The 26,294-nt window shown below is 69.5% G+C and carries 25 protein-coding genes; 20 read left to right on the top strand and 5 right to left on the bottom strand.

Annotated elements, in window-relative coordinates:
* The first annotated feature begins 52 nt into the window (after window positions 1-52).
* The 5 genes from HD596_RS52990 (at window position 53) to HD596_RS52970 (ending at window position 4,227) form a co-directional block, all read left to right on the top strand.
* The gene (locus HD596_RS52990) at window positions 53-1,192 is read left to right on the top strand and encodes a glycosyltransferase family 4 protein (RefSeq protein ID WP_313046921.1); all 1,140 of its coding nucleotides are present in this window, start codon (window positions 53-55) and stop codon (window positions 1,190-1,192) included.
* A gap of 177 nt (window positions 1,193-1,369) precedes the next feature.
* On the top strand, window positions 1,370-2,353 hold the full coding sequence (locus tag HD596_RS52985) for a TerC family protein (protein ID WP_185077015.1): 984 nt from the start codon (window positions 1,370-1,372) through the stop codon (window positions 2,351-2,353).
* 108 nt (window positions 2,354-2,461) lie between these two features.
* Entirely contained in the window at window positions 2,462-3,103 is a 642-nt protein-coding gene (locus tag HD596_RS52980) for a phosphatidylserine decarboxylase (protein WP_185077014.1), read from the top strand.
* On the top strand, window positions 3,090-3,914 hold the full coding sequence (gene pssA / locus HD596_RS52975) for a CDP-diacylglycerol--serine O-phosphatidyltransferase (protein WP_185077013.1): 825 nt from the start codon (window positions 3,090-3,092) through the stop codon (window positions 3,912-3,914). The genes HD596_RS52980 and pssA overlap by 14 nt, the downstream gene beginning before the upstream one ends.
* A 37-nt stretch (window positions 3,915-3,951) precedes the next feature.
* Entirely contained in the window at window positions 3,952-4,227 is a 276-nt protein-coding gene (locus HD596_RS52970) for a hypothetical protein (protein ID WP_185077012.1), read from the top strand.
* 309 nt (window positions 4,228-4,536) lie between these two features.
* Here the strand turns inward: HD596_RS52970 and HD596_RS52965 are convergent, their stop codons facing one another.
* Together HD596_RS52965 and HD596_RS52960 are read right to left on the bottom strand one after the other, a co-directional pair.
* The gene (locus tag HD596_RS52965) at window positions 4,537-5,193 is read right to left on the bottom strand and encodes an MBL fold metallo-hydrolase (protein ID WP_185077011.1); all 657 of its coding nucleotides are present in this window, start codon (window positions 5,191-5,193) and stop codon (window positions 4,537-4,539) included.
* Window positions 5,190-5,984: a maleylpyruvate isomerase family mycothiol-dependent enzyme gene (locus HD596_RS52960; protein ID WP_185077010.1), complete on the bottom strand. Its 795-nt coding sequence runs from the start codon at window positions 5,982-5,984 to the stop codon at window positions 5,190-5,192. Before HD596_RS52960 ends, HD596_RS52965 begins: the two co-directional genes overlap by 4 nt.
* A gap of 217 nt (window positions 5,985-6,201) precedes the next feature.
* On the opposite strand from HD596_RS52960, the gene uvrA reads away from it, so the two are divergent.
* The gene (uvrA, locus tag HD596_RS52955) at window positions 6,202-9,042 is read left to right on the top strand and encodes an excinuclease ABC subunit UvrA (RefSeq protein ID WP_185077009.1); all 2,841 of its coding nucleotides are present in this window, start codon (window positions 6,202-6,204) and stop codon (window positions 9,040-9,042) included.
* A gap of 447 nt (window positions 9,043-9,489) precedes the next feature.
* On the opposite strand, the gene HD596_RS52950 is transcribed toward uvrA, so the two are convergent.
* Window positions 9,490-10,221, bottom strand: a complete 732-nt coding sequence (locus tag HD596_RS52950) for a DUF2306 domain-containing protein (protein WP_185077008.1) — start codon at window positions 10,219-10,221, stop codon at window positions 9,490-9,492.
* A 475-nt stretch (window positions 10,222-10,696) separates the two neighbouring features.
* On the opposite strand from HD596_RS52950, the gene HD596_RS52945 reads away from it, so the two are divergent.
* The 8 genes from HD596_RS52945 to HD596_RS52910 all read left to right on the top strand — a co-directional run bounded on the left by HD596_RS52945 (window position 10,697) and on the right by HD596_RS52910 (window position 17,850).
* Window positions 10,697-11,125: a Rieske (2Fe-2S) protein gene (locus HD596_RS52945; RefSeq protein WP_246555462.1), complete on the top strand. Its 429-nt coding sequence runs from the start codon at window positions 10,697-10,699 to the stop codon at window positions 11,123-11,125.
* A gap of 124 nt (window positions 11,126-11,249) precedes the next feature.
* The gene (locus tag HD596_RS52940) at window positions 11,250-11,723 is read left to right on the top strand and encodes a Rieske (2Fe-2S) protein (protein WP_185077007.1); all 474 of its coding nucleotides are present in this window, start codon (window positions 11,250-11,252) and stop codon (window positions 11,721-11,723) included.
* 75 nt (window positions 11,724-11,798) lie between these two features.
* Window positions 11,799-12,230 (top strand): Rieske (2Fe-2S) protein, encoded by a 432-nt coding sequence (locus tag HD596_RS52935; RefSeq protein ID WP_313046913.1) that lies wholly within the window; start codon window positions 11,799-11,801, stop codon window positions 12,228-12,230.
* 87 nt (window positions 12,231-12,317) lie between these two features.
* The gene (gene uvrC, locus HD596_RS52930; RefSeq protein ID WP_376776127.1) at window positions 12,318-14,246 is read left to right on the top strand and encodes an excinuclease ABC subunit UvrC; all 1,929 of its coding nucleotides are present in this window, start codon (window positions 12,318-12,320) and stop codon (window positions 14,244-14,246) included.
* Between the two features lie 82 nt (window positions 14,247-14,328).
* Window positions 14,329-15,195 carry an RNase adapter RapZ gene (rapZ, locus tag HD596_RS52925; RefSeq protein ID WP_185077005.1) on the top strand — a complete coding sequence of 289 codons (867 nt, stop codon included), beginning with the start codon at window positions 14,329-14,331 and terminating at the stop codon, window positions 15,193-15,195.
* Between the two features lie 365 nt (window positions 15,196-15,560).
* A complete protein-coding gene (locus tag HD596_RS52920; protein ID WP_185079286.1) occupies window positions 15,561-16,478 on the top strand; it encodes a gluconeogenesis factor YvcK family protein in 918 nt (305 codons plus the stop codon).
* A 71-nt stretch (window positions 16,479-16,549) separates the two neighbouring features.
* On the top strand, window positions 16,550-17,530 hold the full coding sequence (whiA, locus tag HD596_RS52915) for a DNA-binding protein WhiA (RefSeq protein ID WP_138670245.1): 981 nt from the start codon (window positions 16,550-16,552) through the stop codon (window positions 17,528-17,530).
* Window positions 17,531-17,580: 50 nt separating this feature from the next.
* Window positions 17,581-17,850 carry a hypothetical protein gene (locus HD596_RS52910; protein ID WP_185077004.1) on the top strand — a complete coding sequence of 90 codons (270 nt, stop codon included), beginning with the start codon at window positions 17,581-17,583 and terminating at the stop codon, window positions 17,848-17,850.
* Between the two features lie 445 nt (window positions 17,851-18,295).
* On the opposite strand, the gene HD596_RS52905 is transcribed toward HD596_RS52910, so the two are convergent.
* Complete coding sequence (locus tag HD596_RS52905; protein ID WP_185077003.1) at window positions 18,296-18,937, bottom strand: hypothetical protein; 642 nt, start codon at window positions 18,935-18,937, stop codon at window positions 18,296-18,298.
* 186 nt (window positions 18,938-19,123) lie between these two features.
* Between HD596_RS52905 and gap the strand changes: the two genes are divergently transcribed.
* The 5 genes from gap (at window position 19,124) to HD596_RS52880 (ending at window position 23,142) form a co-directional block, all read left to right on the top strand.
* A complete protein-coding gene (gene gap, locus HD596_RS52900; protein ID WP_185077002.1) occupies window positions 19,124-20,128 on the top strand; it encodes a type I glyceraldehyde-3-phosphate dehydrogenase in 1,005 nt (334 codons plus the stop codon).
* 278 nt (window positions 20,129-20,406) lie between these two features.
* Window positions 20,407-21,603 (top strand): phosphoglycerate kinase, encoded by a 1,197-nt coding sequence (locus tag HD596_RS52895; RefSeq protein WP_281398349.1) that lies wholly within the window; start codon window positions 20,407-20,409, stop codon window positions 21,601-21,603.
* Between the two features lie 7 nt (window positions 21,604-21,610).
* Window positions 21,611-22,393, top strand: a complete 783-nt coding sequence (gene tpiA / locus HD596_RS52890) for a triose-phosphate isomerase (protein ID WP_185077000.1) — start codon at window positions 21,611-21,613, stop codon at window positions 22,391-22,393.
* Window positions 22,394-22,492: 99 nt separating this feature from the next.
* Window positions 22,493-22,723: a preprotein translocase subunit SecG gene (secG, locus tag HD596_RS52885; protein WP_185076999.1), complete on the top strand. Its 231-nt coding sequence runs from the start codon at window positions 22,493-22,495 to the stop codon at window positions 22,721-22,723.
* A 74-nt stretch (window positions 22,724-22,797) separates the two neighbouring features.
* Window positions 22,798-23,142: an RNA polymerase-binding protein RbpA gene (locus HD596_RS52880; protein ID WP_185076998.1), complete on the top strand. Its 345-nt coding sequence runs from the start codon at window positions 22,798-22,800 to the stop codon at window positions 23,140-23,142.
* Between the two features lie 61 nt (window positions 23,143-23,203).
* Here HD596_RS52880 and HD596_RS52875 read toward each other — a convergent pair whose 3' ends face one another.
* Window positions 23,204-24,811, bottom strand: a complete 1,608-nt coding sequence (locus HD596_RS52875) for an amidohydrolase (protein ID WP_185076997.1) — start codon at window positions 24,809-24,811, stop codon at window positions 23,204-23,206.
* A gap of 437 nt (window positions 24,812-25,248) precedes the next feature.
* Here HD596_RS52875 and HD596_RS52870 point away from each other — a divergent pair, with 437 nt between their 5' ends.
* The gene (locus HD596_RS52870; RefSeq protein ID WP_185076996.1) at window positions 25,249-26,268 is read left to right on the top strand and encodes a GNAT family N-acetyltransferase; all 1,020 of its coding nucleotides are present in this window, start codon (window positions 25,249-25,251) and stop codon (window positions 26,266-26,268) included.
* Window positions 26,269-26,294: the final 26 nt, after the last annotated feature.

The following is a 26,294-nucleotide window of genomic DNA, read 5'->3' as shown; positions in this document are numbered from 1 at the left end:
AGTGGGCCGGTCCATGGGCTGGTGGGCGGGAGTGGTGAGGAAGGAGTGGGTTGTGCGGGTGGCTTTCGTGCTGGGCACCACGTCCGGTGGCACCGGGCGGCATGTCCGGATGCTGGCTGAAGGGCTGGTGCGGCGCGGGCACCAGGTGGCCGTCATCGGGCCGCGTAGCGTCGAGGAGCAGTTCTCCTACGGTCGTGCCGGGGCGCGGTTTGCGGCGGTGGCCGTCTCGGACCGGCCGCACCCCGCGAACGACCTGCGCACCGTGCTCGCCATCAGGCGGTTGACATGGGATGCCGACGTCGTCCACGCCCACGGGCTGCGAGCCGGGGCGCTGGCCGCCCTGGGGAAGCGGGGCGGGGCGTCGGCCGTCCTGGGGAAGCGGGGCGGGGCGTCGGCCGTCCTAGGGAGGCGGGGCGGGGCGCGGTTGGTTGTCACCCTGCATAACGCGCTGACCACCGGAGGGTTCGTCGGGCGGGTCTACGGGGTCCTGGAGCGCATCGTGGCGCGGCGGGCCGATCACGTGCTCGTCGTCTCGCCGGACCTCGGTGCGGGCATGGCCCGGCTCGGGGCACGCGACGTGCGGACCGCCGTGGTGCCCGCGCCCGGGCTCCGGCCGGCGGCGCGCACCCCGGGGCAGGTCAGGGACGAGCTGGGCGCGGGTGACCGGCCGGTGCTGCTGACGATCGCCCGGCTGGCCCAGCAGAAGGGGCTCGAGACGCTGCTCGACGTCGCCGCCGGGCCGTGGCCGTCCGGGCAGCCGTTGTTCGTGGTCGCGGGGGACGGGCCGCTGCGCGGGGTGCTGCAGAGCCGGATCCAGGCCGAGAACCTGCCCGTGGTGCTGCTGGGCAACCGGGACGACGTGCCTGACCTGCTCGGGGCCGCCGTCGCGCTGGTGATGCCGAGCAGGTGGGAGGGCCAGCCGCTGACTCTTCGCGAGGCGCTTATGTCGGGAACGCCGGCAATCGCCTCCGATGTGGGTGGGATTCCAGAAATTTTGGGAGATGCCGGGATCTTGGTCCCGCCGGGGGACGTCGAGGCGCTGCGCCGGGCCGTACAGGCGCTCATAGTGCCTGGAGCTGCGGAAACGCTGGCTGCGGCGGCTGCGCGGCGGGGGCGGGAGATGCCCGGGGAGGACGACGCCGTCGAGAGCGTGCTGGCCGTTTACGGTGGTCAAGATCCAAAGGATGATTAGGTCGCGCCGAACGGTTCTCATATACTGCCTGGGTTAGGGAGGGGAGTATCCCTTCGCGACAGCCTCGTCATCACGGTGCAGCCCCGCTCCATGGGGCCCCCGGGGCTGCCGGTCCGCAGTTTTCGGCGGGCGGGAGAGACCTCCGGCAATGAGTCGTGCATGCCGGAGGGTCTTGACGTGACTGTACCCGTGTGGGCCTGGATCGCCGTGATCGGCGGTCTTCTTGTCGTCCTCGCCATTGACTTGTGGATAGTCGACCGTGGAGAAGCCCGAGAGTTCTCCATGCGGCAGGCCGGATACTGGGTGACCTTCTATGTGGCCCTCGCCATTGTGTTCGGGGTGCTCCTGTGGGCCACGGTCGGAGGTGACAAGGCCGGTGAGTTCTTCGCCGGTTACATCACCGAATACAGCTTGAGCGTCGACAACCTCTTCATCTTCTTCATCATCATGAGCAGGTTCGCCGTGCCACGGCAGTACCAGCACAAGGTGCTGCTCGTGGGCATCCTGCTCGCGCTGGTGATGCGCGGCATCTTCATCGCGCTCGGGGCCGCCGCCCTGGAGCGCTTCAGCTGGCTCTTCTACGTGTTCGGCGCCTTCCTCGTCTACACCGCGATCAACCTCATCCGCCAGCACCTCAAGGGCGAGGAAGAGGAGTTCAACGAGAACGTCGTGCTGAGGTGGGTCCGCAGGGCCTTCCCCACCACCGACGGGTACGTCGGCTCCAAGGTCACCGTCAAGATCGACGGCAGGCGCATGGTGACCCCGATGCTCATCGTGATGGTCGCGATCGGAAGCACCGACCTGCTCTTCGCGCTCGACTCGATTCCGGCGATCTTCGGGCTCACCAAGGACCCGTTCATCGTCTTCACGGCCAACGCGTTCGCCCTGATGGGATTGCGTCAGCTCTACTTCCTGCTGGGCGGGCTGCTGCAGCGACTGGTCTACATCAGCTATGGTTTGGCGTTCATCCTGGGGTTCATCGGGGTTAAGCTGATATTGGAGGCGTTGCACGCCAGCCATGTCTCCTGGGCGCCCGAAATTCCCATCTGGGTGTCGCTCTCGGTCATCGGCGCCACCATGGTCATCACCACCGTGGCCAGCCTGATCAAAGCCCGCATCGACGCGCGCAAGGGCGAGGAACCGCACCCGGAGCAGGTCTAGCGAAAAGGGCTTCGAGGCGCTTTGCTTGTGTAGTTGTGCCGTGTAATAGTTGCTAGTTCTGTAACATCACGGCAAAGCGCCCAATCCAGTCACCATCAAAGGTTGTACGTGTCAGACGATTCTGCCAAGTCGAGCCGCGTCAGGCTCGCACGCGGGGTCTCCCCGTGGCTCCTCCCGACGGTGGCCGCGGCAGCCGCCACCGCGCTGCTGACGCGCCGAGACCGGCGCTGGGCGCTCGCGGCGGTGCCGCTGAGCGCACTCACCGGCGGTATGCTCTGGTTCTTCCGCGACCCCGACCGCACTCCCGGTGAGGGACGCATCCTGTCGCCGGCCGACGGCGTGGTGCAGAGCATCGACCCGTGGCCGGACGGCCGCACCAGGGTCGCGATCTTCATGAGCCCGCTGAACGTACACGTCAATCGGGCCCCTCTTGCGGGAAATGTCACCTCCGTGCAGCATGTGGCAGGTGGGTTCCTGCCGGCGTTCAACAAGGACAGCGACCAGAACGAACGCGTGGTGTGGCATTTCGAGACCACGCTGGGCGACATCGAGATGGTGCAGATCGCGGGCGCGGTGGCGCGCAGGATCGTGCCGTACGTGAGCGGTGGCGCGAAGGTGGCGCAGGCCGAGCGGATCGGGCTCATCAGGTTCGGCTCGCGCGTCGACATCTACCTTCCCGAAGGCATCTCTCCCGCGGTGTCCGTGGGTGAGAAGACGGTTGCGGGGGTGACCAGAATTGACCGCGGCTGACGCCGGCAGCTGGCAGGCGGATGAGGAAGAACCTCGTGGCCCCGTCGGCAAGGCGTTCCGTCTGTCCGCTGCGGACTCCCTCTCGCTGGGCAACGCGGTCTGCGGGTTCCTCGCGGTGTGCGTGCTGGCGTACTCCGCGATCCAGCAGCTGAAGGTCGCCGGCGGTCATTTCACGCCCGTTCCCAGCTATTTCGCCACCGCCATCGTGCTGCTGCTCATCGGCGCGACGTGCGACCTGTTCGACGGCCTCGTCGCGCGGCGCTTCCGCGCCTCGGCGATGGGCGCCGAGCTCGACAACCTGGCCGACGTCATCAGCTTCGGGTTCGCGCCCGCGTTCATGGTCGTGATCTGGGGCGGGTTCACCAACCAGGTGCCGTTCCCGATGGTGGTCGGGGCGGCGGCGGCCGTGCTGGTCGCAGGCGTCGTACGCCTGGCCAGGTTCGCCTGCGTCAAGACCAAGAGCGGCGACTTCATGGGCCTGCCCATCCCCATGGGCGCCATGACCGTGATCTCCATCGTGCTGCTGTTCCAGCCGAGCGTCTGGTCCCTGCTGGCCGTGCTCGCCGTGGCGTGGCTGATGGTCAGCCGGATCGAGTACCCCAAGCCGAAGGGGCAGGTCCTGGCGGGCGTCCTGGGGTGGATCATGGTGAACGTGGCGTTCCTGACCTTCTGGGTGGCCTGGCCCGAGGGCGGCGACATGCCGATCAAGATCGGTGCGAGCATGCAGATCGCGCTCGTGGCGGCGATCCCTCTGCGGGTACTGCTCTACAAGCGGGAGCAGCGCCGCGAAGCCGAACGTATTAACAACTGACCGGGATTTTTCGTCTTACTTCGGCTTTGATGGAGCCATGTCGGCTACGCCGCGCGAGCACACGCGCACGTACTATCTCGGCAAGCTGGCCACGGAGCTGGAGCAACGCGGGCTGATGGCCACCCTCCGGCCCTATCCGCCCGCGTTGCGGATCAGCGACCCCGACATGGCGCTGCTGGCGGAGACCGTCGACTGCGTGCCGATGTCCGAGGGATGGTTCTACCGGTGGTCGTGGGGCGAGCTCGTCGGCCTGGCCGACGACCCCGCCCTCGCGGCCGACCGCATCCTCCACGTCCTCTCCACCCGTTATTAGGCGCATTTTGCGGCTGTGCGGTGGGTCGCGCTGGTCTTCAGGGCCATGCTGGTCTTCAAGCCCATCTTTTACGGCTGCGCACGGTGGGCCGCACGCGCCGACGTGGGTGGCCGTCTGTCATGGCCGGTCGTGAAGGCTCACGGGTTGCTCGCCGTGACGACGCGCATTCTGGGCCGGTTCCGTGGTTTGTCTGGCCTCGGCGGCGTTCGAGAGGACGGCACCGTTGCGGAAGAGGCGTTACTCGCTCCCAGAGGCGTCGCCCCAGCGGCAGGCCGCGCAAGTCCGTCCAGCTGACAGCTGGTGATCAGGTCACCAGCCGCGGGATTTCCATTCGGGGAGGGACGGGCGTTCGGCGCCGAGGGTGGTGTCCTTGCCGTGGCCCGGGTAGACCCAGGTCTCGTCGGGGAGGCGGTCGAAGATGCGCTCCACCACGTCGTTGTAGAGCTGGGTGAAGCGCTGCGGGTCCTTCTGCGTGTTGCCGACGCCGCCCGGGAACAGCGAGTCGCCCGTGAAGAGGTGGTGTCCCGCCTCGCCGCCGTCGTACAGCAGGGCGATCGAGCCCGGCGTGTGGCCGCGCAGGTGGATGACCTCCAGCGTGACGGCGCCGACGGTGATGGTGTCGCCGTGCTCGACCCTGCGCTCCACCGGCACGGGCAGGGCGGGCGCGTCGAGCGGGTGGGCGATCACCTGAGCGCCGGTGACCTTGGTCAACTGCTCCAGCGCCTGCCAGTGGTCGCCGTGCTGGTGGGTCGTGACGATCGAGCCGACCGGCCGGTCGGAGATCAGCGCGAGCAGGCGGTCGGCGTCGGCGGCCGCGTCGATCAGCAGCCCTTCGCCGGTCTCCGCGCAACGCAGCAGGTATGCGTTGTTGTCGAACGGGCCGACGGCGAGCTTGTAGATGGTGAGCGCGGGCAGCTCGCGCACGTCGGCGGGACCGCCGACCTGGACGTCACCTGTGTAGGTCATGGGTAGTCCTTCGGGGGTGTCGTGGGCAGATCAGCGGGGGCCGGCATCGTCAGCCACGGCGGCGGCTCCGGAAGGCCCGCGCCCTCGGGCGTGAACGACTGCCCCTCTGGCACCAGCGTAACGCCCTCACCCCTCGACCGGCCGGTCAGCCAGGCCAGCATGTCGGCCGGCGCGCCCTCGACCGCGGGTCCGGAGCCGAGACCGGGCCAGCCGGCGGTGATCTCGCCCGACGGGTTCTTGAGCGTGATCTCGCTCACCGTGCTGTTGGCGTGTGGCCAGCAGGCGCGGCAGTCGTGGAGTTCGCGCAGGACGAACGGTTCGGGCCAGTCGGCGGGGCCGTACCCGGCGGCCAGGTCCACGTGGTGGAGCTCGATCTCGCGCAGGCGGCGTACCAGGAGGTACCAGGCGGGGTGCTCGGGCGGGCGCATGCCCTCCACCAGGGCGGACCAGCGGTCCTGCGGGAGGTCGCGGACGGCGGCGGCCAGGCGGGCGGCGCCGTCCGCGAGATCGGCCAGGTGCCGGGCGGCGGGATGGGCCGCGGCGGCCTCTATCGCGGCGGTCCTGGCCTCGTAGGAGGCGTACTGTGGGATTTTGACGCCGGTCTTCGCCCAGGTCAGGAGGTTGAGGTGGGAGTCGGCGTTCTGCGTGACGTGGGCGAGCACGTGTCCTCTGGTCCAGCCGGGCAGGAGGGAGGGTGCGGCGAGGTCGGCGTCGGACAGGGACGCCGCCGTGGCCAGCAGCCGGCTGGTGGCCGTGGTCAGCTCGGCCTGCAGCGCGAGTAGGACGGTCATGTCTGGATATTTCATCATTTGGAGGCGTGGGCTGGTGTCCGGCATAAAGCCGCAGGTCAGCTGGTTGAATGTGGAAGGGCTCCTGCCGGGGTGGGAGATGGCCGTAACCTGTGAAGGACGGATTTTCGGGGGCCGGGCAAACGGTCCGCCGAAATTGTCGTAGCCCCCGTCTACCATCCCCCGTGGACCTATCCGCCTTTTGACCTCCGGGATCGCCGTGGCAGACCGCCTGATCGTGCGTGGTGCACGAGAACACAACCTCAAGGACGTCTCGCTCGACCTGCCGCGAGACTCACTGATCGTCTTCACCGGCCTGTCCGGCTCTGGGAAGTCGAGCCTGGCCTTCGACACGATCTTCGCTGAGGGGCAGCGGCGCTACGTCGAGTCGCTGTCGGCGTACGCCCGCCAGTTCCTCGGCCAGATGGACAAGCCCGATGTCGACTTCATCGAGGGCCTGTCGCCCGCGGTGTCGATCGACCAGAAGGCCACCAGCAAGAACCCGCGCTCGACCGTCGGCACGATCACGGAGGTCTACGACTATCTGAGGCTGCTGTGGGCGCGCATCGGCAAGCCGCACTGCCCGGTGTGCTCGCGGCCGATCGCCAGGCAGACGCCCGAGCAGATCGTCGATCGCGTGATGGACCTGGAGGAGGGCACCCGCTTCCAGGTGCTCGCGCCGGTCATCAGGGGCCGCAAGGGCGAGTACGCCGAGCTGTTCCGCGAGCTGCAGACCAAGGGTTTCGCCAGGGCCAGGGTCGACGGCACGGTCGTGCGGCTGGAGGAGCCGCCGACGCTGAAGAAGTACGAGAAGCACGACATCGAGGTCATCGTCGACCGCCTGTCGGTCAAGGACTCGGCGCGGCGCCGGCTCAACGACTCGGTCGAGACGGCGTTGCAGCTGTCCGGCGGCACGATCACGCTCGAGTTCGTCGACCTGCCGGAGGACGACCCCAACCGGGAGCGCTTCTACTCCGAGCACCTCTACTGCCCCTACGACGACCTGTCGTTCGAGGAGCTGGAGCCGCGCTCGTTCTCGTTCAACTCCCCGTTCGGCGCCTGCCCCGAGTGCACGGGTCTCGGCACGAAGATGGAGGTGGACCCCGATCTGGTGGTGCCCGACCCCGAGCGCACGCTCGGCGACGGCGCGCTCCACCCCTGGTCCGGCGGCCACACGAGCGAATACTTCGTCAGGCTGATCGAGGCGCTCGGCCACGCGGTCGGGTTCAACCTCGACACGCCGTGGGAGAAGCTGCCGAAGAAGGCGCAGAAGTCGCTGCTGTACGGGCACGACGAGCAGGTCCACGTACGCTACAGCAACCGCTACGGCCGCCAGCGCTCCTACTACACCACCTACGACGGCGTCATCCCGTGGGTGCAGCGCCGGCACGCCGAGGCGGAGAGCGACTCGACCCGCGAGCGGTTCGAGGGCTACATGCGCGAGATCCCGTGCCCGGCCTGCAAGGGCGCCAGGCTCAAGCCGGTCACGCTGGCGGTCACCGTCGCCGACAAGTCGATCGCCGAGGTCGCGGCCATGTCGATCGGCGAGTGCGCGAAGTTCCTGGCCGGGCTCAAGCTGTCCGACCGCGACATGCATATCGCCGAGCGGGTGGTCAAGGAGATCAACGCCCGCATGGGCTTCCTGCTCGACGTCGGCCTCGACTACCTGACCATGGACCGCGCCGCCGCCACCCTGGCGGGCGGCGAGGCCCAGCGCATCAGGCTGGCCACGCAGATCGGCTCCGGCCTGGTCGGCGTCCTGTACGTGCTCGACGAGCCGTCCATCGGGCTCCACCAGCGCGACAACATGCGGCTGCTCGACACCCTCGTCAGGCTGCGTGACATGGGCAACACGCTGATCGTCGTCGAGCACGACGAGGACACGATCGCGGCGGCCGACTGGGTGGTCGACATCGGCCCCGGCGCCGGCGAGCACGGCGGCCAGGTCGTCGTGTCCGGCACCGTCCAGGACCTCCTGAGCAGCGAGGAGTCGCTGACCGGCCAGTACCTGTCCGGGCGCAAGAGCATCGCGATCCCGGCCAAGCGCCGCAAGCGCGACAAGAAGCGGCAGATCACGGTCAAGGGGGCGCGCGAGCACAACCTCAAGGGTGTCGACATCGACTTCCCGCTGGGCGTGTTCACGGCGGTCACGGGTGTGTCGGGGTCTGGCAAGTCGACGCTGGTCAACGACATCCTCTACAACGCGCTGGCCAAGGAGCTCAACGGCGCCCGCACGGTGCCGGGGCGGCACTCGCGGATCAACGGCATGGACCACGTGGACAAGGTCGTCCACGTCGACCAGTCGCCGATCGGGCGCACGCCGCGCTCCAACCCGGCCACGTACACGGGCGTGTTCGACCACGTCCGCAAGCTGTTCGCGGCCACCGCCGAGGCGAAGATGCGCGGCTACCAGCCCGGGCGCTTCAGCTTCAACGTCAAGGGCGGGCGCTGCGAGGCGTGCGCGGGCGACGGCACCATCAAGATCGAGATGAACTTCCTGCCGGACGTCTACGTCCCCTGCGAGGTCTGCCACGGCGCCCGCTACAACAGGGAGACGCTGGAGGTCCACTACAAGGGCAAGACGATCTCCGAGGTGCTCGACATGCCGATCGAGGAGGCCCTGGGCTTCTTCGAGGCGATCCCGGCGATCAAGCGTCACCTGCAGACGCTCAACGACGTGGGTCTGGGCTACGTACGGCTCGGGCAGCCGGCGACCACGCTGTCCGGGGGTGAGGCGCAGCGGGTCAAGCTCGCCTCGGAGCTCCAGCGGCGGCAGACCGGGCGGACGATCTACGTGCTGGACGAGCCGACGACCGGGCTCCACTTCGAGGACATCCGGCGGCTGCTGGGGGTGCTCGGGCGGCTGGTCGACGGCGGCAACACGGTGATCGTGATCGAGCACAACCTCGATGTGATCAAGACCGCTGACTGGATCATCGACATGGGGCCCGAGGGTGGGTCCCGGGGCGGGACGCTGGTCGCCAGCGGGACGCCTGAGGAGGTGGCGCTGGTGGACGAGAGCCACACGGGCCGCTTCCTGCGGAAGATCCTCTCCTTCTGAGCCGCCCTGCGCGGGGTTCCTCGTGTGGGGGGCAGCTTTGGCGATGTGGCCGATCGGGGCGCCTGGTGGTGGGCGGGGCGCCCCGACGCGGGTCGCTGCGAGGAGGAGCACTCCACGCGGGGGCGGGGTCCTGCTGCTGCGGCACGCTGGTGTGGGTGTGGCGGACCGGGACGCTGGTGCGGGGTGCGGGGTGCGGGGTGCGGGGTGCGGGGTGCGGGGTGCGGGGGGTGCCGGATGAGTGATTACGTGCGGGGTGCTGCCGCAGGCGATATCCGTGGTTATGCGCGAAGTGTGGTGGCGAAGAGAGACGCGTGGTCGCGGGTGGCTGGCGGGCGGACGCGGGTGCCCGTGCGTGAGCGGTAGCCAGCGGTGTTTGTGGTTCTGCGCGGGTGGTAGCGGGGGCGGCGTTCGCCGTTTGCGCGCGTGGTGGCGGGGCGATGTGTGCGTTCAGGCTGCTTGGTGGCGGCTTGCGGTGCGGGCGCGGCGCTTGGCGGCGTCGCCGCGCTCCAGCCACCACTCGGCGAACAGCAGTGGCAGCACCCAGCCCAGCCACGCGCTCAGTGCGCTCACCGTGCTCGCCAGCAGTGTCTCGTCGCCGTGGAAGGTCGTCTCCAGCTCGGGCGACAGGACGATGACGAAGACGACGCCCCAGAGGCGGTTCGTGATGATGGACAGGGTCAGGGCGAAGCTGCGGATCATCCAGCGACGGTGGTCGACGAACCGGCGCTGCCTGGCCATCCGCCAGCCTGTCAGCGTGCAGGCCACCCAGAGGGATGCGAGTACGACGCCGCTGGCCGCCGTCACCGGGCCGAAGTACGGTGTGGTCACCGACACGATCAGGCCGAGCACGCCGCTGGGCAGGCAGCCGCCGAAGACGTACACGCGGCCGATCCGGCGGTGCGCGCGGGGATAGCGCTGGCGGAACCATGGCCAGATCTGCAGGCAGCACGTGATCATCGCGATCGAGCCGAAGATCACATGCAGGGACAGCACCGCGAAGTGCGGTGGGAAGAAGTCGGGGGCGGGGACGCGGGAGCGGGCCGGGTTCAGGGACAGGTACGGCGGCAGGGAGAAGGCGACGAACGCGATCGCCACCACCGCCAGAGGGGCCACCCAGGGACGCCGCCACCAGCGGGGCTTTACGGGGGGTGTGGTCGGGCGTTCTGTCGTGAGAGTCATATGGGCAGGGTGGGCGTCGGCGCTGACCATCGGCCTACCGCCCGCTGACCGCCGATCGCACCGGGCGGTAGTCGCGTGGTTGGGGAGTGTTGGGTCGCGTCGCTCATGGGGCGGCTGGCGAGCGTTGGGTCGCCTTGCTGGTCGGGTGGCTTGGACTGCGGGCCTGTTGGTTGTTGGGGTGGATGGGGAACTGGTGGGCCGCTTGTCGGCGTCGGTGGTTGGGGCCGGTGAGGAGTGGCAGTCGATGGAGTTTGGCGCTTTCGGTGAGGGTGACCGGGCGTGGCTGGCGTGGTGCGGTGGTGGCTGTGGTGGGGCGTAGGGGGCGGCTGGGGTGGTCGTTGCGGAGTGCTACCCGGCGGGGGGACCGAGGGGGTGCGCCAATAAGGTTGAGTGATGGTAGCGGCCTGACCTGCAGGGGGTCAGCGGGGACGCGGAGGGTCGGCAGTTCATGACGGTTACGGAGCGGGGCGCAGCCATGCCTGAAACGGGGTCCGGAGCGGAGCCTGGGACGGGGTTCGGGCGGCGGGAGATGCTGGGGGCGGCTGGGGTTGCGGCGTGTGGGCTGGCATTGGCGGGGTGTGGCGGGGGAGGGGCCAAGGCTCAGCCGAGTCTCAAGGGCAAGGTCATCGCCAAGACCGCCGACGTGCCCGTGGGTGGGGGCAAGGTGATCGAGGACCTGCAGGTCGTGGTGACCCAGCCCACGCAGGGCGTCTTCATGGCGTTCAGCTCGATCTGCACGCACAAGGGGTGCGCGGTCAGCACGCCCAAGGACAACGTCATCAGGTGTGCCTGCCACGGCAGCGAGTTCGCCGCCGACAGTGGAAAGGCCACCAAGGGACCCGCGTCCGCCCCGCTGACGTCCTACAAGGTCAGGGTCGAGGGTGACGGCATTGTTGTCGCCTGACGCGTGAAGTGGCTGGCTGAACGCGTACTTGTGCGTAGAGAACCGGATTTGGCTCGGGCACGCTGAACCGGCGCGAGGGCGCTGGCCGTACCTGAAGTGAAAGCCAATCTGGGAGGAACACACCATGACGGAAACGACTCGCAGGGCGATGATGCTCGGCGCCGGCGGCGCCGGGCTCGCGGCGGTTCTGACGGCGTGTGCGAGCTACGGCTCGCCGACGATCGAGGCGAGCGCGGAGCCCACGGAGGAGCCTGCCGAGGAGCCCACGGAGGAGTCGTCGCCGAAGAAGAAGAAGGCCGCGAGCGGTGGTGGCAAGGCGCTGGCCGACACCGCTGACATCCCCGAGGGCGGCGGGAAGGTCTTCGAGAACGAGAAGATCGTGGTCACGCAGCCGAGCGCCGGGGAGTTCAAGGCGTTCACGGCGGTCTGCACCCACGCGGGCTGCACGGTCGCCACTGTTTCGAACAAGACGATCAACTGCCCGTGTCACGGCAGCAAGTTCAGCATCAACGACGGCTCCGTCGCGGACGGGCCCGCGAGCGAGCCGCTCGAGGAGAAGAAGATCACCGTGGACGGCGACAAGATCAAGCTTGCGTAGATCGCGTCTCATGAATTTCTCACCTGGGTGCGGTTGGGTGAGCGCATGGGAGATGACCTTCAGAGTCGCCGTGCAGTGTTCGCGAGCGTCGGTGCGGGCGGCCTCGCGCTGGCGCTCACCGCCTGCGGCGGCGGCACGGATACCGCACAGTCCGCCGGCACCGCCTCCGAGTCGAGTGCCCCGCAGTCCGGCGCCCCGCAGTCTGCGGCGCCGCAAGCCGGTGGGGCGCTGGCCAAGACCGCCGACATCCCCGTCGGCGGCGGGACGATCTTCAAGGACCAGAAGATCGTGGTGACGCAGCCCACTTCGGGCGAGTTCAAGGCGTTCAGCGCCGTGTGCACGCACAACGGGTGCACGGTCGGCAGCGTCTCGGACGGGGTGATCGTCTGCCCGTGTCACAACAGCAAGTTCGCCATCGCGGACGGCTCGGTCAAGGACGGACCGGCCGACAAGCCGCTGCCGGCGCAGCAGATCAAGGTCGAGGGCGACCAGATCACGCTCGCGTAAGCGGGCCCCTTTTCAGGGAGGGCCCGCCGCGCCTGGTGGGAAGGCGCGGCGGGCAACCTTGTCGGTGGGGGCTACTAGTCTTTGAACGTGGCGAGATCAGCGGGCAGCCCCTTGAGTTTCCGGCCCAAGCCGGGTTCCATCCCCGATTCCCCGGGGGTCTACCGGTTCAGGGACGCGCACGGCCGGGTGATCTACGTCGGCAAGGCCAAGAGCCTGCGCCAGCGGCTCAATTCGTACTTCGCCGACTTCTCCGCGCTGCACCCGCGGACCCAGTCGATGCTGACCACGGCCGCCGACGTCGACTGGACCGTCGTCGGCACCGAGGTCGAGGCGCTGCAGCTCGAATACTCCTGGATCAAGGAGTTCGACCCGCGCTTCAACGTGAAGTACCGCGATGACAAGTCGTACCCCTACCTCGCGGTCACCATGGGCGAGGACTTCCCGCGCGTGCAGGTCATGCGCGGGGCCAAGCGCAAGGGCACGCGTTACTTCGGCCCCTATTCGCACGCGTGGGCCATCCGCGAGACCGTGGACCTGCTGCTGCGGGTCTTCCCGGTGCGCACGTGCAGCGCCGGGGTGTTCAAGCGGGCCGGCCAGATCGGCCGCCCGTGCCTGCTCGGCTACATCGACAAGTGCTCGGCGCCGTGCGTCGGCCGGGTGACCCCCGAGGAGCACCGCGACCTGGCCGAGGACTTCTGCGACTTCATGGCGGGCAACACCAGCCGCTTCATCAAGCGCCTCGAGAAGGAGATGCGCGAGGCCGCCGGCGAGCAGGAGTACGAGCGCGCCGCGCGGCTGCGCGACGACATCCAGGCGTTGCAGCGGGCGCTGGAGAAGCAGGCCGTGGTGCTCGGCGAGGGCACCGACGCCGACGTGATCGCGCTGGCCGAGGACCCGCTCGAAGCCGCCGTTCAGGTCTTCTACGTGCGCGGCGGCCGCATCCGCGGCCAGCGCGGCTGGGTGGTCGACAAGGTCGAGGAGACCTCCCCCGGCGAGCTGGTGGAGCAGTTCCTGCTCCAGATGTATGCCGAGGCGAGCCCCGACTCGATGCCGCGCGAGGTGCTCGTGCCCGCGCTGCCGCCCGACAACGACGCGGTCGCCGAGCTGCTGACCGAGCAGCGGCGGGCCCGGGTCGAGGTGCGCGTGCCGCAGCGCGGCGACAAGAGGTCGCTGATGGAGACCGTCGAGCGCAACGCCAAGGAGTCGCTGGCGCAGCACAAGATCCGCCGCGCCAGCGACCTCACCAGCCGCAGCAAGGCCCTGCAGGAGGTCGCCGACGCGCTCGACCTGGACCAGGCGCCGCTGCGCATCGAGTGCTACGACGTCTCCCACCTGCAGGGCGAGAACGTGGTGGCGTCGATGGTCGTCTTCGAGGACGGGCTGGCGCGCAAGAGCGAATACCGGCGCTTCGCCGTCAAGACCAAGGAGGGCGACGTCGCCTCGATCTACGAGGTGATCATGCGCCGCTTCCGCCGCTACCTGGAGGAACGCTCGGCCACCGGCGAGCTGGCCGCCGACGACGACGCCGGTCACGGCCCGATCGACCCGGAGACCGGCAAACCGCGCAAGTTCGCCTATCCGCCCAACCTGGTCGTCGTCGACGGCGCGGGCCCCCAGGCGGCCGCCGCGCAGCGGGCGCTCGACGAGCTCGGCATCGACGACGTGTCCGTGTGCGGGCTGGCCAAGCGGCTGGAGGAAGTGTGGTTGCCAGGCGATGACCAGCCGGTGATCATGCCTCGTTCAAGCGAGGGTCTCTACCTGCTGCAACGCGTGCGGGACGAGGCACACCGGTTCGCCATCACCTACCATCGTTCCAAGAGGTCCAAGACGGTGAAGGAGAGCGCGCTCGACAGCGTGCCCGGCCTCGGGCCGGCGCGCAGGCAGGCGCTGCTCAAACACTTCGGCTCCGTGAAAAAGCTACGCGAGGCCACTGCCGCGGAAATCTGCGAGGTTCCCGGCATCGGCCCGTCCATCGCCGAGGTCATCGTGTCGACACTGAAGGGAGAGTCACCATGATCTCGCCAGGATGCCACGGCGTGTCCGGGTGCCTCCGCCATGGTGGCGCGCCCGGGCAGGGCGTGCGGGACGGAGAGAGGCAATGAGCACCGAGCCGGCGTTCGTCATCGTCACCGGCATGTCCGGGGCGGGGCGCAGCACAGCCGCCAAAGCGCTCGAGGACCTGGGCTGGTTCGTCATCGACAACCTGCCGCCCGGGCTGCTGTTCGCGATGGCGGAGGAGGCGGGCAAGGTCAAGCTGGCGGCCGACAAGGTGGCGGCCGTCGTCGACGTGCGCAGCCTGGCCTTCACCACCGACCTCAACGCGGCCATCGAGGAGCTCGAGGGTCGCGGCGTGCGGGTGCGGGTGGTGTTCCTGGAGGCCAGCGACGAGGAGCTGGTACGCAGGTTCGAGAACGTCCGCAGGCCGCATCCCCTCCAGGGCGAGGGGCGCCTGGTCGACGGGATCACCCGGGAGCGGGGGATCCTGCGGGAGGTGCGGGCCAACGCCGACCTGGTGATCGACACCTCGTCGCACAACGTCCACGACCTGCGCAACAAGATCGTCGCGTACTTCGGCGGCGAGGACCGGCCGGGGCTGCGGCTCAACATCGTGTCCTTCGGGTTCAAGTACGGGCTGCCGGTGGACGCCGACCTGGTCGTCGACTGCAGGTTCCTGCCCAATCCGCACTGGGTGCCGGACCTGCGGCCGATGAACGGGCTCGACGCGCCCGTGCGCGACTACGTTCTCGGGCAGCCGGGGGCCAAGGAGTTCCTCGACGCGTACGAGGAGGTCCTGCAGGTGGTCGCCGCCGGATACGCGCGCGAGGGCAAGAGCTATGCGACGCTCGCGGTGGGCTGCACGGGCGGCAAGCACCGTAGCGTGGCCATGGCCGAACAGGTCGCCGCCCGCCTGCGCGACCGCGGGATGGAGGTCCAGGTGAGCCATCGGGATGTGGGGCGGGAGTGATTGATGAAGGCTTCGCAGCAGCAGGTTCGTCGCGGTCGGCGGAGAGCGAGCTTTCCGGCGCTGTGACCCGCTCGGACGCGCCCGGCTCGCCTGCGGGCTCTGAGGGGCTTCCAGGCTTTGAGGGGCTTTCGGGTTTTGAGGGGCGCCTGGTCCTCAATGGGCCGGGTGTGAGCGGCGCGGGTTCTGAGGAGGCTGGTGTGGGGCGTGATGAGAGCCCGGGACCGGCCTCCAAGGGTGATGAAAGCCCGGGACTGGCCTCGGAAGGTGACGAGGTGTGCCCGGTGCGGCTCGCGCGGCCGTCCGCGGGCAACCCGGTGCCGGAACGCGGGACGTACTCGAGAGACTTCTCGGGGTTCGGGCCGCACGTGGTAGCGCTGGGCGGCGGGCACGGGCTTTACGCGTCTCTGTCCGCATTACGGATGGTGACCGACCGGTTGACCGCCGTGGTGACCGTCGCCGACGACGGCGGGTCCAGCGGTCGGCTGCGGCGCGAGCTCGGCGTGCTGCCCCCTGGCGACCTGCGGATGGCGCTGGCCGCGCTGTGCGGCGACGACGAGTGGGGCAGCACCTGGAGCGAGGTCGTGCAGCACCGCTTCCGCAGCGAGGGCGAGTTGCACGGGCACGCCGTCGGCAACCTGCTCATCGTGGCCCTGTGGGAGCTGCTCGGTGACCCCGTGGCCGGGCTCGACTGGGTCGGACGCCTGCTGGGCGCGCACGGCCGGGTGCTGCCGATGGCGTCGGTGCCGCTCGACATCGTGGCCGAGGTCGAGCTCGACGGCGTCAGATCGACCGTGCGCGGGCAAGTGGCGTGCGCGCTGACGCCCGGACGGGTGCAGGCGATCTCGCTCGTGCCCGAGGACCCGCCCGCGCGGCCGGAGGCGGTCGAGGCGGTGCTGGAGGCCGACTGGGTGGTGTTCGGGCCGGGATCGTGGTTCACCAGCGTGCTGCCGCATCTCAAGGTGCCCGAACTGGCCAGGGCCCTGCACGCGACCAAGGCCAAGCGGCTCGTGACACTCAACCTGGCGCCCCAGTCGGGTGAGACGGACGATTTCTCCCCCCAGCAACATCTGGAGGTGCTCAGGCAGCACGCTCCCGACCTGTCGATCGACGTCGTGCTCGCCGACACCGGAGTGGTGGACGACCCCGGCGCGCTGGACAAGGCCGCCGCGGCGCTCGGCGCGCGGCTCGTGATGGCCGACGTGGCCGCCGCGGACGGCTCGCCGAGGCATGACCCACGACGTCTTGCCTCCGTCCTGGACGAGATTTTCCTCCAGAAGCGTTGATCCTGGTCGGCGTGGCGCGAAGGTGCGAGAGACTGCTGAGAGCCGGTCTGAATGGGGGAGAGGACTAACGCATGGCCATGACAGGTGTGGTGAAAGACGAACTGAGCCGCCTGCCGGTGCTGAAGCCGTGCTGCCGAAAGGCGGAGGTTTCCACGCTGCTGCGGTTCGCCAGCGGCCTGCACCTGGTGGGCGGGCGGATCGTGATCGAGGCCGAGCTCGACACGAACGCCACCGCACGGCGACTGATCAAGGACATCGGCGAGGTGTTCGGGCACAAGGCCGAGGTTCTGGTGCTCGCGCCCGCCGGCCTGCGCAAGGGCTCGCGCTATGTCGTGCGGGTCTACCGCGACGGCGAGGCGCTCGCCCGTCAGACGGGCCTCATCGACAACCACGGCCGCCCGGTGCGCGGGCTGCCCCGCCAGGTCGTGGCGGGGGCCGCCTGCGACGCCGAGGCCGCCTGGCGCGGCGCGTTCCTCGCGCACGGCTCCCTCACCGAGCCGGGGCGCTCGATGTCGCTCGAGGTCACCTGTCCGGGCCCGGAGGCGGCGCTCGCCCTGGTGGGTTCGGCGCGGCGGCTCAAGATCCACGCCAAGGCGCGTGAGGTGCGCGGCGTCGACCGCGTCGTGGTGCGCGACGGCGACGCCATCAGCGCGCTGCTCACCCGGCTGGGGGCGCACGACAGCGTGCTGGCCTGGGAGGAGCGGCGGATGCGCCGCGAGGTCCGGGCCACCGCCAACCGGCTGGCCAACTTCGACGACGCCAACCTGCGGCGGTCGGCGCGGGCGGCGGTGGCGGCGGGGGCGCGGGTGCAGCGCGCGCTGGAGATCCTCGGGGACGAGGCGCCCGATCATCTGGTGGTGGCGGGGCGGCTGCGGGTGGAGCACAAGCAGGCGTCTCTGGAGGAGCTGGGGCAGATCGCCGACCCGCCGCTGACCAAGGACGCCATCGCTGGGCGCATCCGGCGGCTGCTGGCCATGGCCGACAAGCGCGCCTCCGACCTGGGCATCCCCAACACCGAGGCCAACCTCACCGTCGACATGCTCGCCCCGTGACGGAGTCTCCTCGGAGTTGCGGCTGCTTTTGAAGCCCGTCTTTTGGGGCGGTGCTGGTCTTCAAGCCCGTCTTAGGGCCGTGGGTGGTGCCGGTCTTCAAGCCCGTCTTAGGGCCGTGGGTGGTGCCGGTCTTCAAGCCCATCTTTTACGGCTGCGCACGGTGGGCCGCACGCGCCGACGTGGGTGACCGTCTGTCATGGCCGGTCGTGAAGGCTCACGGGTTGCTCGCCGTGACGACGCGCATTCTGGGCCGGCTCCGTGGTCGGCTTGGCCGGGATGCCAATGGTTTGGTGCGTTGCGTGGGCCTGCTGGTCGTCTGAGCGCCGGCTGTAGGGCCAGTGGCTGGAGTTCCTGGTCGTCTTGCGGGTGGTTCGTGAGCCCTGGCGGGACGGTGGCGGTGCTTCGTGAGCTGCGGCGCGGCGGTGGCGGTGGTTCGTGAGCCGCGGATGGCGGGGGCTGTGCGCGGCGCTGGACGGGCCCAGGGGCGGCATACTGGCTCGCTGGGTGCCGGGTGGCCGGTGGTCCGGGGGTCTGGGCGGTCCACCGGCTGGTTGGGCAGTTGCGGCTGGTGCGGGCTGGGGCTGGGTGTCCGCCAGGTGGGCGTCGGGGTTGCCGGGCGGCTGCGGGGTGCCTGTCGGCGGGGTGGGTGCGAGTTGGCCGCCCAGGGCCGGGCGGCCCGGCGGCGCCAGCGCGCTGGCCCTTTCGGCTTTCGGGAGTGCTTGGCGGCTGTCGCACCCGGTCCTGTGGTTGCTGGAGTGGTGTTGTTCAGTCCTTTGGTTGGTTGCGGGGAGTGAACAGGTCCGTTGTGGGCTTCGGGGTGGGGGCCTGGGCGGGCTCGAACGGGGCGCGGTACTCCGGCTCCGGCGACGAATCCGTCTCGGCCTCGGCCAGGGCCCTCTGGGCGCGGCGGACCCGGACCACGCGCAGGGTCAGCAGGAGCAGTGCGGCGAGGGCGGCCACGGCGATGTAGAGCCAGGCCGCCCACGACACCGAGAGCGGATCCCGGTAGAGCGCGGGCGCGTGGGGGAGGCCGGCGGAGAAGTTGTCCAGCGTGATGTCGGACAGGTCGGCGGGGCCGCGCTCGGCAGGTGGGGTGCGCAGCGTGGCGCCGATCATGATCGACGAGCCGGCGATCTGACCCGCGGCCATGGCGCCGCCCGCGTACAGCGCGGCCACGGGGATCAGGAGGATGCTGCGAGGCCGTACCGCGCCCATCGCCAGGGCGACGATCAGGGCGACCACGAGAGAGGACGCCAGCGACAGCGGATGGCCGTTGCCGAAGGCGATCACGGCGGCGGGCAAGCGGGTCTGGAAAAGTACAGCCGCCCCCAGCAGTGCCGCGCTGACCAGCGCGGATAGCACGCCTACAATGAGTCCGGGCAGCAGGCCGGACCGCTTGTGTGACATCTCAGCCCCCAGAGAATGCACGAATTTACATCGATGAGTCGGGCACTTTACTCGAACCTCGCAAAACGTGCCTCCGGAACGCTGATTCACACGCGGGGACCTGCAGTGGTCTAAACCAATTTAGGTCCGATAAGGTTCGTGGTTGAGGTTTCAGCCCGCCATCTGGTTTCGAGGAGATCGGTTCCCGTGAGCATCCGCGTAGGCGTCAACGGCTTCGGCCGCATCGGTCGCAACTTCTGGCGCGCTGTCGCCGCCAGCGGCAAGGACATCGAGATCGTCGCGGTCAACGACCTGACCGACAACGCGACGCTCGCCCACCTGCTGAAGTACGACAGCATCCTGGGCCGCCTGCCTTACGAGGTGAAGGCCACGAGCGACGAGATCACGGTCGACGGCAAGGCGATCAAGGTCTTCGCGGAGCGCGACCCGGGCAAGCTGCCCTGGGGCGACCTCGGCGTGGATGTGGTCGTGGAGTCGACGGGCCTGTTCACCGACGCCACGAAGGCCAAGGTGCACGCCGAGAACGGCGCCAAGAAGGTCATCATCTCCGCTCCGGCGAAGAACGAGGACGTCACGATCGTGATGGGCGTCAACGAGAAGAGCTACGACCCGTCGAGCCACACGATCATCTCCAACGCCTCCTGCACGACCAACTGCCTGGCGCCGATGGCCAAGGTCCTTCACGACACCTTCACCATCGAGAAGGGTCTGATGACCACCATCCACGCGTACACGCAGGACCAGAACCTCCAGGACGGCCCGCACAAGGACCTGCGCCGCGCCCGCGCCGCCGCGCTCAACGTGGTGCCCACCTCCACCGGCGCCGCCAAGGCCATCGGCCTGGTGCTGCCCGAGCTCAAGGGCAAGCTCGACGGCTTCGCCATGCGCGTGCCGATCCCCACCGGCTCGGCCACCGACCTCACCGTCGACGTCAGCCGTGAGGTCACCGTCGAGGAGGTCAACGCCGCGGTCAAGGCCGCCGCCGAGGGGCCGCTCAAGGGCATCCTCAGCTACACCGAGGACGAGATCGTCTCCTCCGACATCGTCACCGACCCGGCCTCGTGCATCTTCGACGCCGGTCTGACCAAGGTCATCGGCAACCAGGTCAAGGTCGTCGGCTGGTACGACAACGAGTGGGGCTACTCCAACCGCCTCGCCGACCTGATCCAGCTGGTCGGCCGCGACCTCTGACCCACCGAGTCCGTGGGGAACGCCGTTGCCTTGCCCGATAGGGGAGGCAACGGCTCAGAGTGACCAAGCCGCCGCCGTGGAATGGCCCCATGTTTTCGCGAGAGAGCGCCGTCGCCTGGACTGAGGAGCGCAGGGAGCGTAGCGACCGGAGCGACGAGGGAAGGCGACGGCTTGGAGCGACCGAGCCGCCTCCGCGGAGCGGAGGCCGTAAGCACGCGACGGCTCGAAGCGACCGAGCCCGCCTCCGCGAAGCGGAGGCCATGAACAGGAGCATGAGCATGCGCACGCTCGACGATCTCGACGTGAAGGGGCGGCGCGTGCTTGTGCGCGCCGACCTCAACGTCCCCCTCGACGGGGAGACGATCACCGACGACGGCCGCATCCGGGCGTCGGTGCCGACGATCAAGACGCTGGTGGAACGTGGCGCCAAGGTCGTCGTCTGTGCCCATCTGGGCAGGCCCAAGGGCAAGGCCGACCCGAAATACTCGCTCAGGCCGGTGGCCGGGCGGCTGGGTGAGCTGCTGGGCCAGGAGGTGGCGTTCGCGACCGACGTGGTCGGCGACAGCGCCCATGGCACGGTGGAATCGCTCCAGGGCGGCGACGTCGCGCTGCTGGAGAACCTGCGCTACGAGCCGGGCGAGGAGTCCAAGGACGACGCCGAGCGGGCGGCGTTCGCCGAGAAGCTGGCGGGGCTGGCCGAGCTCTACGTGGGTGACGGGTTCGGCGCGGTGCACCGCAAGCACGCCAGCGTCTACGACGTGCCCAAGCTGCTGCCGCACGCGGCGGGCGGGCTGGTCGTGGCCGAGGTCGAGGTGCTGAAGAAGCTGACCGAGAGCCCCGAGCGGCCCTATGTGGTGGTGCTGGGCGGCGCCAAGGTCTCCGACAAGCTCGGCGTCATCGCCAACCTGCTGACCAAGGTCGACCGGCTGCTGATCGGCGGCGGGATGGCGTACACGTTCCTCAAGGCCCAGGGCTACGAGGTCGGCAAGTCGCTGCTCCAGGAGGACCAGCTCGACCAGGTGCGCGGCTTCCTCAACACGGCCGCCGAGCGCGGCGTCGAGCTCGTGCTGCCGGTCGACGTGCTGGCGGCGGTCACGTTCGGGCCGGACGCCGAGCACGACGTGGTCGCGGCCACCGAGATCCCGGCCGACCGGGAGGGGCTCGACATCGGACCCAGGACGCGCGAGCTGTTCGCCGCGCAGCTGGCCGACGCCGGGACCGTCTTCTGGAACGGCCCCATGGGCGTGTTCGAGTTCGACGCGTTCTCCGGCGGCACCCGGGCGGTGGCCGAGGCGCTGATCGCCCGTACCGGCGAAGGAGGCTTCACCGTGGTGGGCGGCGGCGACTCGGCGGCGGCCGTGCGGAAGCTGGAGCTGCCCGAGGACGGTTTCTCGCACATCTCCACCGGTGGCGGGGCCAGCCTCGAATACCTTGAGGGCAAGGCCCTCCCCGGACTCGCCGCCCTGGAGGACTGAGCTACCGATGAAGACGCGCAAGCCGCTCATCGCCGGCAACTGGAAGATGAACCTCAACCACCTCGAGGCCATCGCGCTGGTCCAGAAGCTGGCCTTCGCACTCAACGACAAGGACTTCGACAAGGCCGAGGTCGCGGTCCTGCCGCCGTACACCGACCTGCGCAGCGTGCAGACGCTCGTGGACGGCGACAAGCTGAGGATCGTGTACGGCGCCCAGGACCTGTCGCAGCACGAGGGCGGCGCCTACACCGGTGAGATCTCGGGCGCCATGCTGGCCAAGCTCGGCTGCACCTATGTGGTGATCGGCCACTCGGAGCGGCGGCAGTACCACCACGAGGACGACGACCTGGTCAACGCCAAGGTGCAGGCCGCCTACCGGCACTCGCTCACGCCGATCCTGTGCGTCGGGGAGGGCCTGTCCGTACGTCAAGAGGGCGGCCACATCGCGCACAGTCTTGGCCAACTCGACGGCGCGCTGCGCAAAATCAGCGCCGAGCAGGCAAAATCGATAGTGGTGGCCTACGAACCGGTGTGGGCGATCGGCACCGGTGAGGTGGCCACCCCGGAGGACGCCCAGGAGGTTTGCGGCGCGCTGCGAGTCAGACTCGCGGAGCTCTACGACTCCGAAGTGGCCGCCGGTGTCCGTATCCTTTACGGTGGCTCGGTCAAGTCGGGCAATATCGCGGGGATCATGGCTCAACCCGATGTCGATGGCGCGCTCGTGGGCGGTGCCAGCATCGACGCCGGGGAGTTCGCGAAGATCTGCCGTTTCTCCGATATGCCAGGCTAACTGAGTCGTTCCGGGGGTGCGACTTGACAACAGGCCGTACCCTCAGAAGGCAAGTCTGAATCGTCACGCGTAACAAAGCATCGAAGGAACAGGCATACCGTGGAAATCGGAATCTCCATCGCCCTCATCCTGGCGAGCGGTCTCATGATCCTGCTCGTGCTGCTCCACAAGGGCAAGGGTGGCGGCCTGTCTGACATGTTCGGCGGTGGTTTCTCGTCGAACTTCGGTGGTTCCTCGGTGGTGGAGCGCAACCTGGACCGGTTGACGATCATCACCGGCACGATCTGGTTCGTCTGCATCATCGCTCTCGGCCTTCTCATGAAGCCCTGAGCAAACAAGTTAACGCGTGACAGTGATTCTCCCCCCGTGCCTGCGCGCGGGGCGATCGAGCGAGGAGTTCATCCGTGGGTAGTGGCAACGCGATCCGTGGCAGCCGAGTTGGCGCCGGCCCTATGGGGGAGGCCGAGCGCGGCGAGGCAGCTCCGAGAGTGCGGGTCTCGTTCTGGTGCGCCAACATGCACGAGACGCGCCCCAGTTTCGCCAGCGACGCGGCGGTCCCCGAGATGTGGGACTGCCCACGTTGCGGCCTCCCTGCCGGACAGGACGAGTCGGCCCCGCCTGCCCCACCGAAGAACGAGCCGTACAAGACGCATCTTGCCTACGTGAAGGAGCGCAGGAGCGACAAGGACGGCAAGGCGATCCTCGAGGAGGCACTGGAGCGCCTGAGGAACAACAAGTCCCCCTGGTAGTGGCTGGGTTCGGCGAAAGGGTCTCGGTTCTCCGAGGCCCTTTCGCCGTTTCCGCGGCCGCTCAGCGGTCTTCGTGCACCACTTCGCCGTCCACGAACGTCAGGCGGGCCCGCGTCGTCCAGATCTCGCCCGGCGGGAGCTCGAACGGGTCGCGGTCCAGGACCACCAGGTCGGCCGGGCGGCCCGGCTCGACGGCGCCGGCCGGAGAGCGGTTGATCCAGGCCGAGCCCGCCGTGTAAGCGGTCATGGCGGCGGCCAGGTCGATGCGCTGGCCGGGCAGGAACGGGGTCTGCGCGGTCGGGTAGCCGGCGTGCACCGAGCCGCCGGGCTCGGTGCGGTTGACCGCGACGTGCATGCCCTGCAGCGGGTCGGCGTTGGAGACCGGCCAGTCGCTGCCCGCGCAGAAGCGGGTGCCGTGCGCCAGCAGGTCCGCGAACGGGTACTGCCACGACGAGCGCGGCTCGCCGAGGTAGGGCAGCGTCAGCTCGTCCATCTGGGCGTGGTGCGTGGCCCACAGCGGCTGCAGGTTGGCCGTGACGCCCAGGGCGGCGAAGCGCGGCACGTCCGACGGCTCGATGATCTGCAGGTGGGCGATGTGGTGGCGGTTGCCGGGGTCGGTGCCCTCGAAGCTGTCCAGGGCCTCTCGCACGGCCCGCTCGCCGATGGCGTGGAAGTGCACCTGGAAGCCGAGCCGGTCCAGCTCGGCGACGTACTCCTTGAGCTTGTACGGGTCCACGTACGACAGGCCCGTGCCGCCGCACAGGCAGTACGGCTCCAGGGTGGCGGCCGTGAAGTTCTCCGTGATGCCGTCCTGCATGATCTTGACCGAGGTGGCCCTGAACCGGCCGAGCCCCTCGGCGGCGGCCCGGCGTTCGACCAGCTCCTCGATCTGCTCCAGGCCGCGCGTCCTGTCCCACCACAGGGCGCCCACCACGCGCGCCCTGAGCCTGCCTGAGCGGGCCGCGGACAGGTAGGTGGGCAGTTGGTCCTGGGAGCCCGCGTAGGAGCCCACGATGGCGTCCTGCCAGCCGGTGATGCCCAGCGAGAACAGGTGCCGCTGCGCGTCCTCCAGCGCGTCCTCCAGGTCCTGGGCGGTCGGGCGGGGGGTGAGCAGGCCGACGAGGTCCATCGCGCCCTCGTGCAGCACGCCGGTGGGCTCGCCCGCGGCGTCGCGCTCTATGCGGCCGTCGGCGGGGTCCGGTGTTTCTCGGGTGATGCCGGCCAGCTGGAGGGCCCGCGTGTTGACCCAGGCGGCGTGGTGGTCGCGCTGGATGAGGTAGGCGGGGCGGTCGAGGAAGTCGAGCTGGTCGCGGTGGGGGAGGCCGCCGGGGAACGCCGACATGTCCCAGCCGCCGCCATCGATCCACTCTTTAGACGGATTTTTCGCGGCATAGTCGGCGATCACGGCTATGTACGTGTCAAGGCCGAAATCTTCTGACAAGTCGCACTTTGCCCGTTCGAGGCCCGCCTGGACCGGGTGCATGTGGGCATCCGTGAAGCCGGGCACCAGCAGGCCGCCCTCCAGATCCACCGTCTCGTGGGACGGCGCCTGCCGGGCCAGCTCGCCCTCCGGCCCCACCGCGGCGATCACGCCGTCGCTCACCAGCACGGCCTCGTCCCGCACGCCGCCCGGCGTGAAGACGCGGCCTCCTCGGAAGAGGATGTTCATGGGGTTCCTTTCTGTGGTGGATCCGGCTCGCGTGCTCCGAGCCCGCCGTACATCTTCCCGCCCGGCCCGGTGACCTGCGACAAGCGGGGCGGCCCGCGGCCCGGCGTCGGGGCGGTGGTGCGGCCTCCCGCCCCTCACGAGGCCAGGCAGCCGTGACGCGTGGTCGCGCCGCGGCGGGCGGACGGGCGGCGCGGACGGATGGCCGAGCGGGCGGACCGGCGCGCGGACGGATGGGCGGAGATGGGCGGGCGGATGGGCGGGGGACGGACGGACCGGCGCGCGGGCGGGCGGACGGGCGGGCGGACCGGCGCGCGGACAGCGGGCGGATGGGTGGGCGATGGGGGATGTATGGGGATAAATCGTGCTATCTCGCGATGAAATACGCGATGAAACACATCGTTAGCGGTCGTGTAACAGCTGCCAGGCATGCTCAAGCCATGGGATTCTTGCGCATCCGCACCACGGTGGACGAGCGACCCGGCCGGCTGGCCTCACTCGCCGCGGCCCTGGCGGCCAGGGGCGGCAACATCCTCGGGCTGAGCGTGCAGTCCGACGCGGACGGCACCGTCGATGAGTTCGTCGCCGACATCCCCGCCAACCCCGAGACGGTGCGCGAGGCGCTGGAGGCGGCCGGCGGCCGGCGCGTCCAGGTGGTCCCCGCCACCGCCCACGAGCTGACCGACGAGCCCACCAGGGCGCTGCTGCTGGCCTCCCGGCTGCGTTCCATGCCGTGGCGGCTGCCCGAGCTCCTGGCCGAGCTGCTGCGCGCGGACGACGCCAGGTGGCTCTATGGTGAAGCGGTGAGTGATCTTCCCGACCCGACCCAGCTCGTGGTCCCCGTGGCCCCCAGGCGGGCGGTGCGGCTGCGCCGCGCGGAGCTGCCGTTCACGCTGACCGAGGCGGCCAGGGCGGCCTCGTTCGCCAGGCTCGCCCAGCCCGCGGAGACGAGCGCGGCCGAGCGCACGATCAAGCTCTCCGACGGCGTGGAGATCACGGTCCGGCCGCTTACCTCGATCTACCGCGAGGCCGTGCGCGACCTGCACGACAGGTGCTCGCCCGAGTCGCGCCGGTTCCGCTACTTCACCTCGATGCCCGCGCTGCCGGCGCGCACGTTCGACCGGCTGTGCGACAGGAGCAGGGGATTCTCGCTGGTCGCCGGGCACGACGGGCAGGTCGTGGCGATGGCCAACCTCATGTTCACCCCCGACCCGGGCATCGCGGAGATGGCCTTCCTGGTCGAGGACCGCTGGCAGGGGCTCGGGCTGGGCACGGCGATGGCCAGGATGCTCGTGAGGAGCGCCCGTGACCTGGGGTACGCCGAGGTCAAGGCCACGCTGCTGTCCGACAACGCCAGGATGCGCAGGCTGCTGATCTCCTTGGGCGCCACGCTCGGCTACACCGAGGACCCCGGGGTGATGGAGGGCAGGCTGCCGGTCGGCACGATGGTCTCAGCCTAGGCCCTCTTCGCGCGGCGGCTCTTCCT

Origin of the sequence: Nonomuraea jabiensis, from assembly GCF_014204795.1 — a bacterium.
GTDB classification, from domain to species: domain Bacteria; phylum Actinomycetota; class Actinomycetes; order Streptosporangiales; family Streptosporangiaceae; genus Nonomuraea; species Nonomuraea jabiensis.
This window is presented reverse-complemented; position numbering and strand designations above follow the sequence as displayed.

Bases quoted from the DNA above. Each gene is read 5' to 3' on its own strand.
- HD596_RS52970 (WP_185077012.1), top strand. From the start codon at position 3,952: ATGTCGGCTACGCCGCGCGAGCACACGCGCACGTACTATCTCGGCAAG.
- HD596_RS52965 (WP_185077011.1), bottom strand. From the start codon at position 5,193: ATGACCTACACAGGTGACGTCCAGGTCGGCGGTCCCGCCGACGTGCGC.
- HD596_RS52960 (WP_185077010.1), bottom strand. From the start codon at position 5,984: ATGACCGTCCTACTCGCGCTGCAGGCCGAGCTGACCACGGCCACCAGC.
- HD596_RS52950 (WP_185077008.1), bottom strand. From the start codon at position 10,221: ATGACTCTCACGACAGAACGCCCGACCACACCCCCCGTAAAGCCCCGC.
- HD596_RS52945 (WP_246555462.1), top strand. From the start codon at position 10,697: ATGCCTGAAACGGGGTCCGGAGCGGAGCCTGGGACGGGGTTCGGGCGG.
- HD596_RS52940 (WP_185077007.1), top strand. From the start codon at position 11,250: ATGACGGAAACGACTCGCAGGGCGATGATGCTCGGCGCCGGCGGCGCC.
- rapZ (WP_185077005.1), top strand. From the start codon at position 14,329: ATGAGCACCGAGCCGGCGTTCGTCATCGTCACCGGCATGTCCGGGGCG.
- whiA (WP_138670245.1), top strand. From the start codon at position 16,550: ATGGCCATGACAGGTGTGGTGAAAGACGAACTGAGCCGCCTGCCGGTG.
- HD596_RS52905 (WP_185077003.1), bottom strand. From the start codon at position 18,937: ATGTCACACAAGCGGTCCGGCCTGCTGCCCGGACTCATTGTAGGCGTG.
- HD596_RS52895 (WP_281398349.1), top strand. From the start codon at position 20,407: ATGCGCACGCTCGACGATCTCGACGTGAAGGGGCGGCGCGTGCTTGTG.
- tpiA (WP_185077000.1), top strand. From the start codon at position 21,611: ATGAAGACGCGCAAGCCGCTCATCGCCGGCAACTGGAAGATGAACCTC.
- HD596_RS52875 (WP_185076997.1), bottom strand. From the start codon at position 24,811: ATGAACATCCTCTTCCGAGGAGGCCGCGTCTTCACGCCGGGCGGCGTG.
- HD596_RS52870 (WP_185076996.1), top strand. From the start codon at position 25,249: ATGGGATTCTTGCGCATCCGCACCACGGTGGACGAGCGACCCGGCCGG.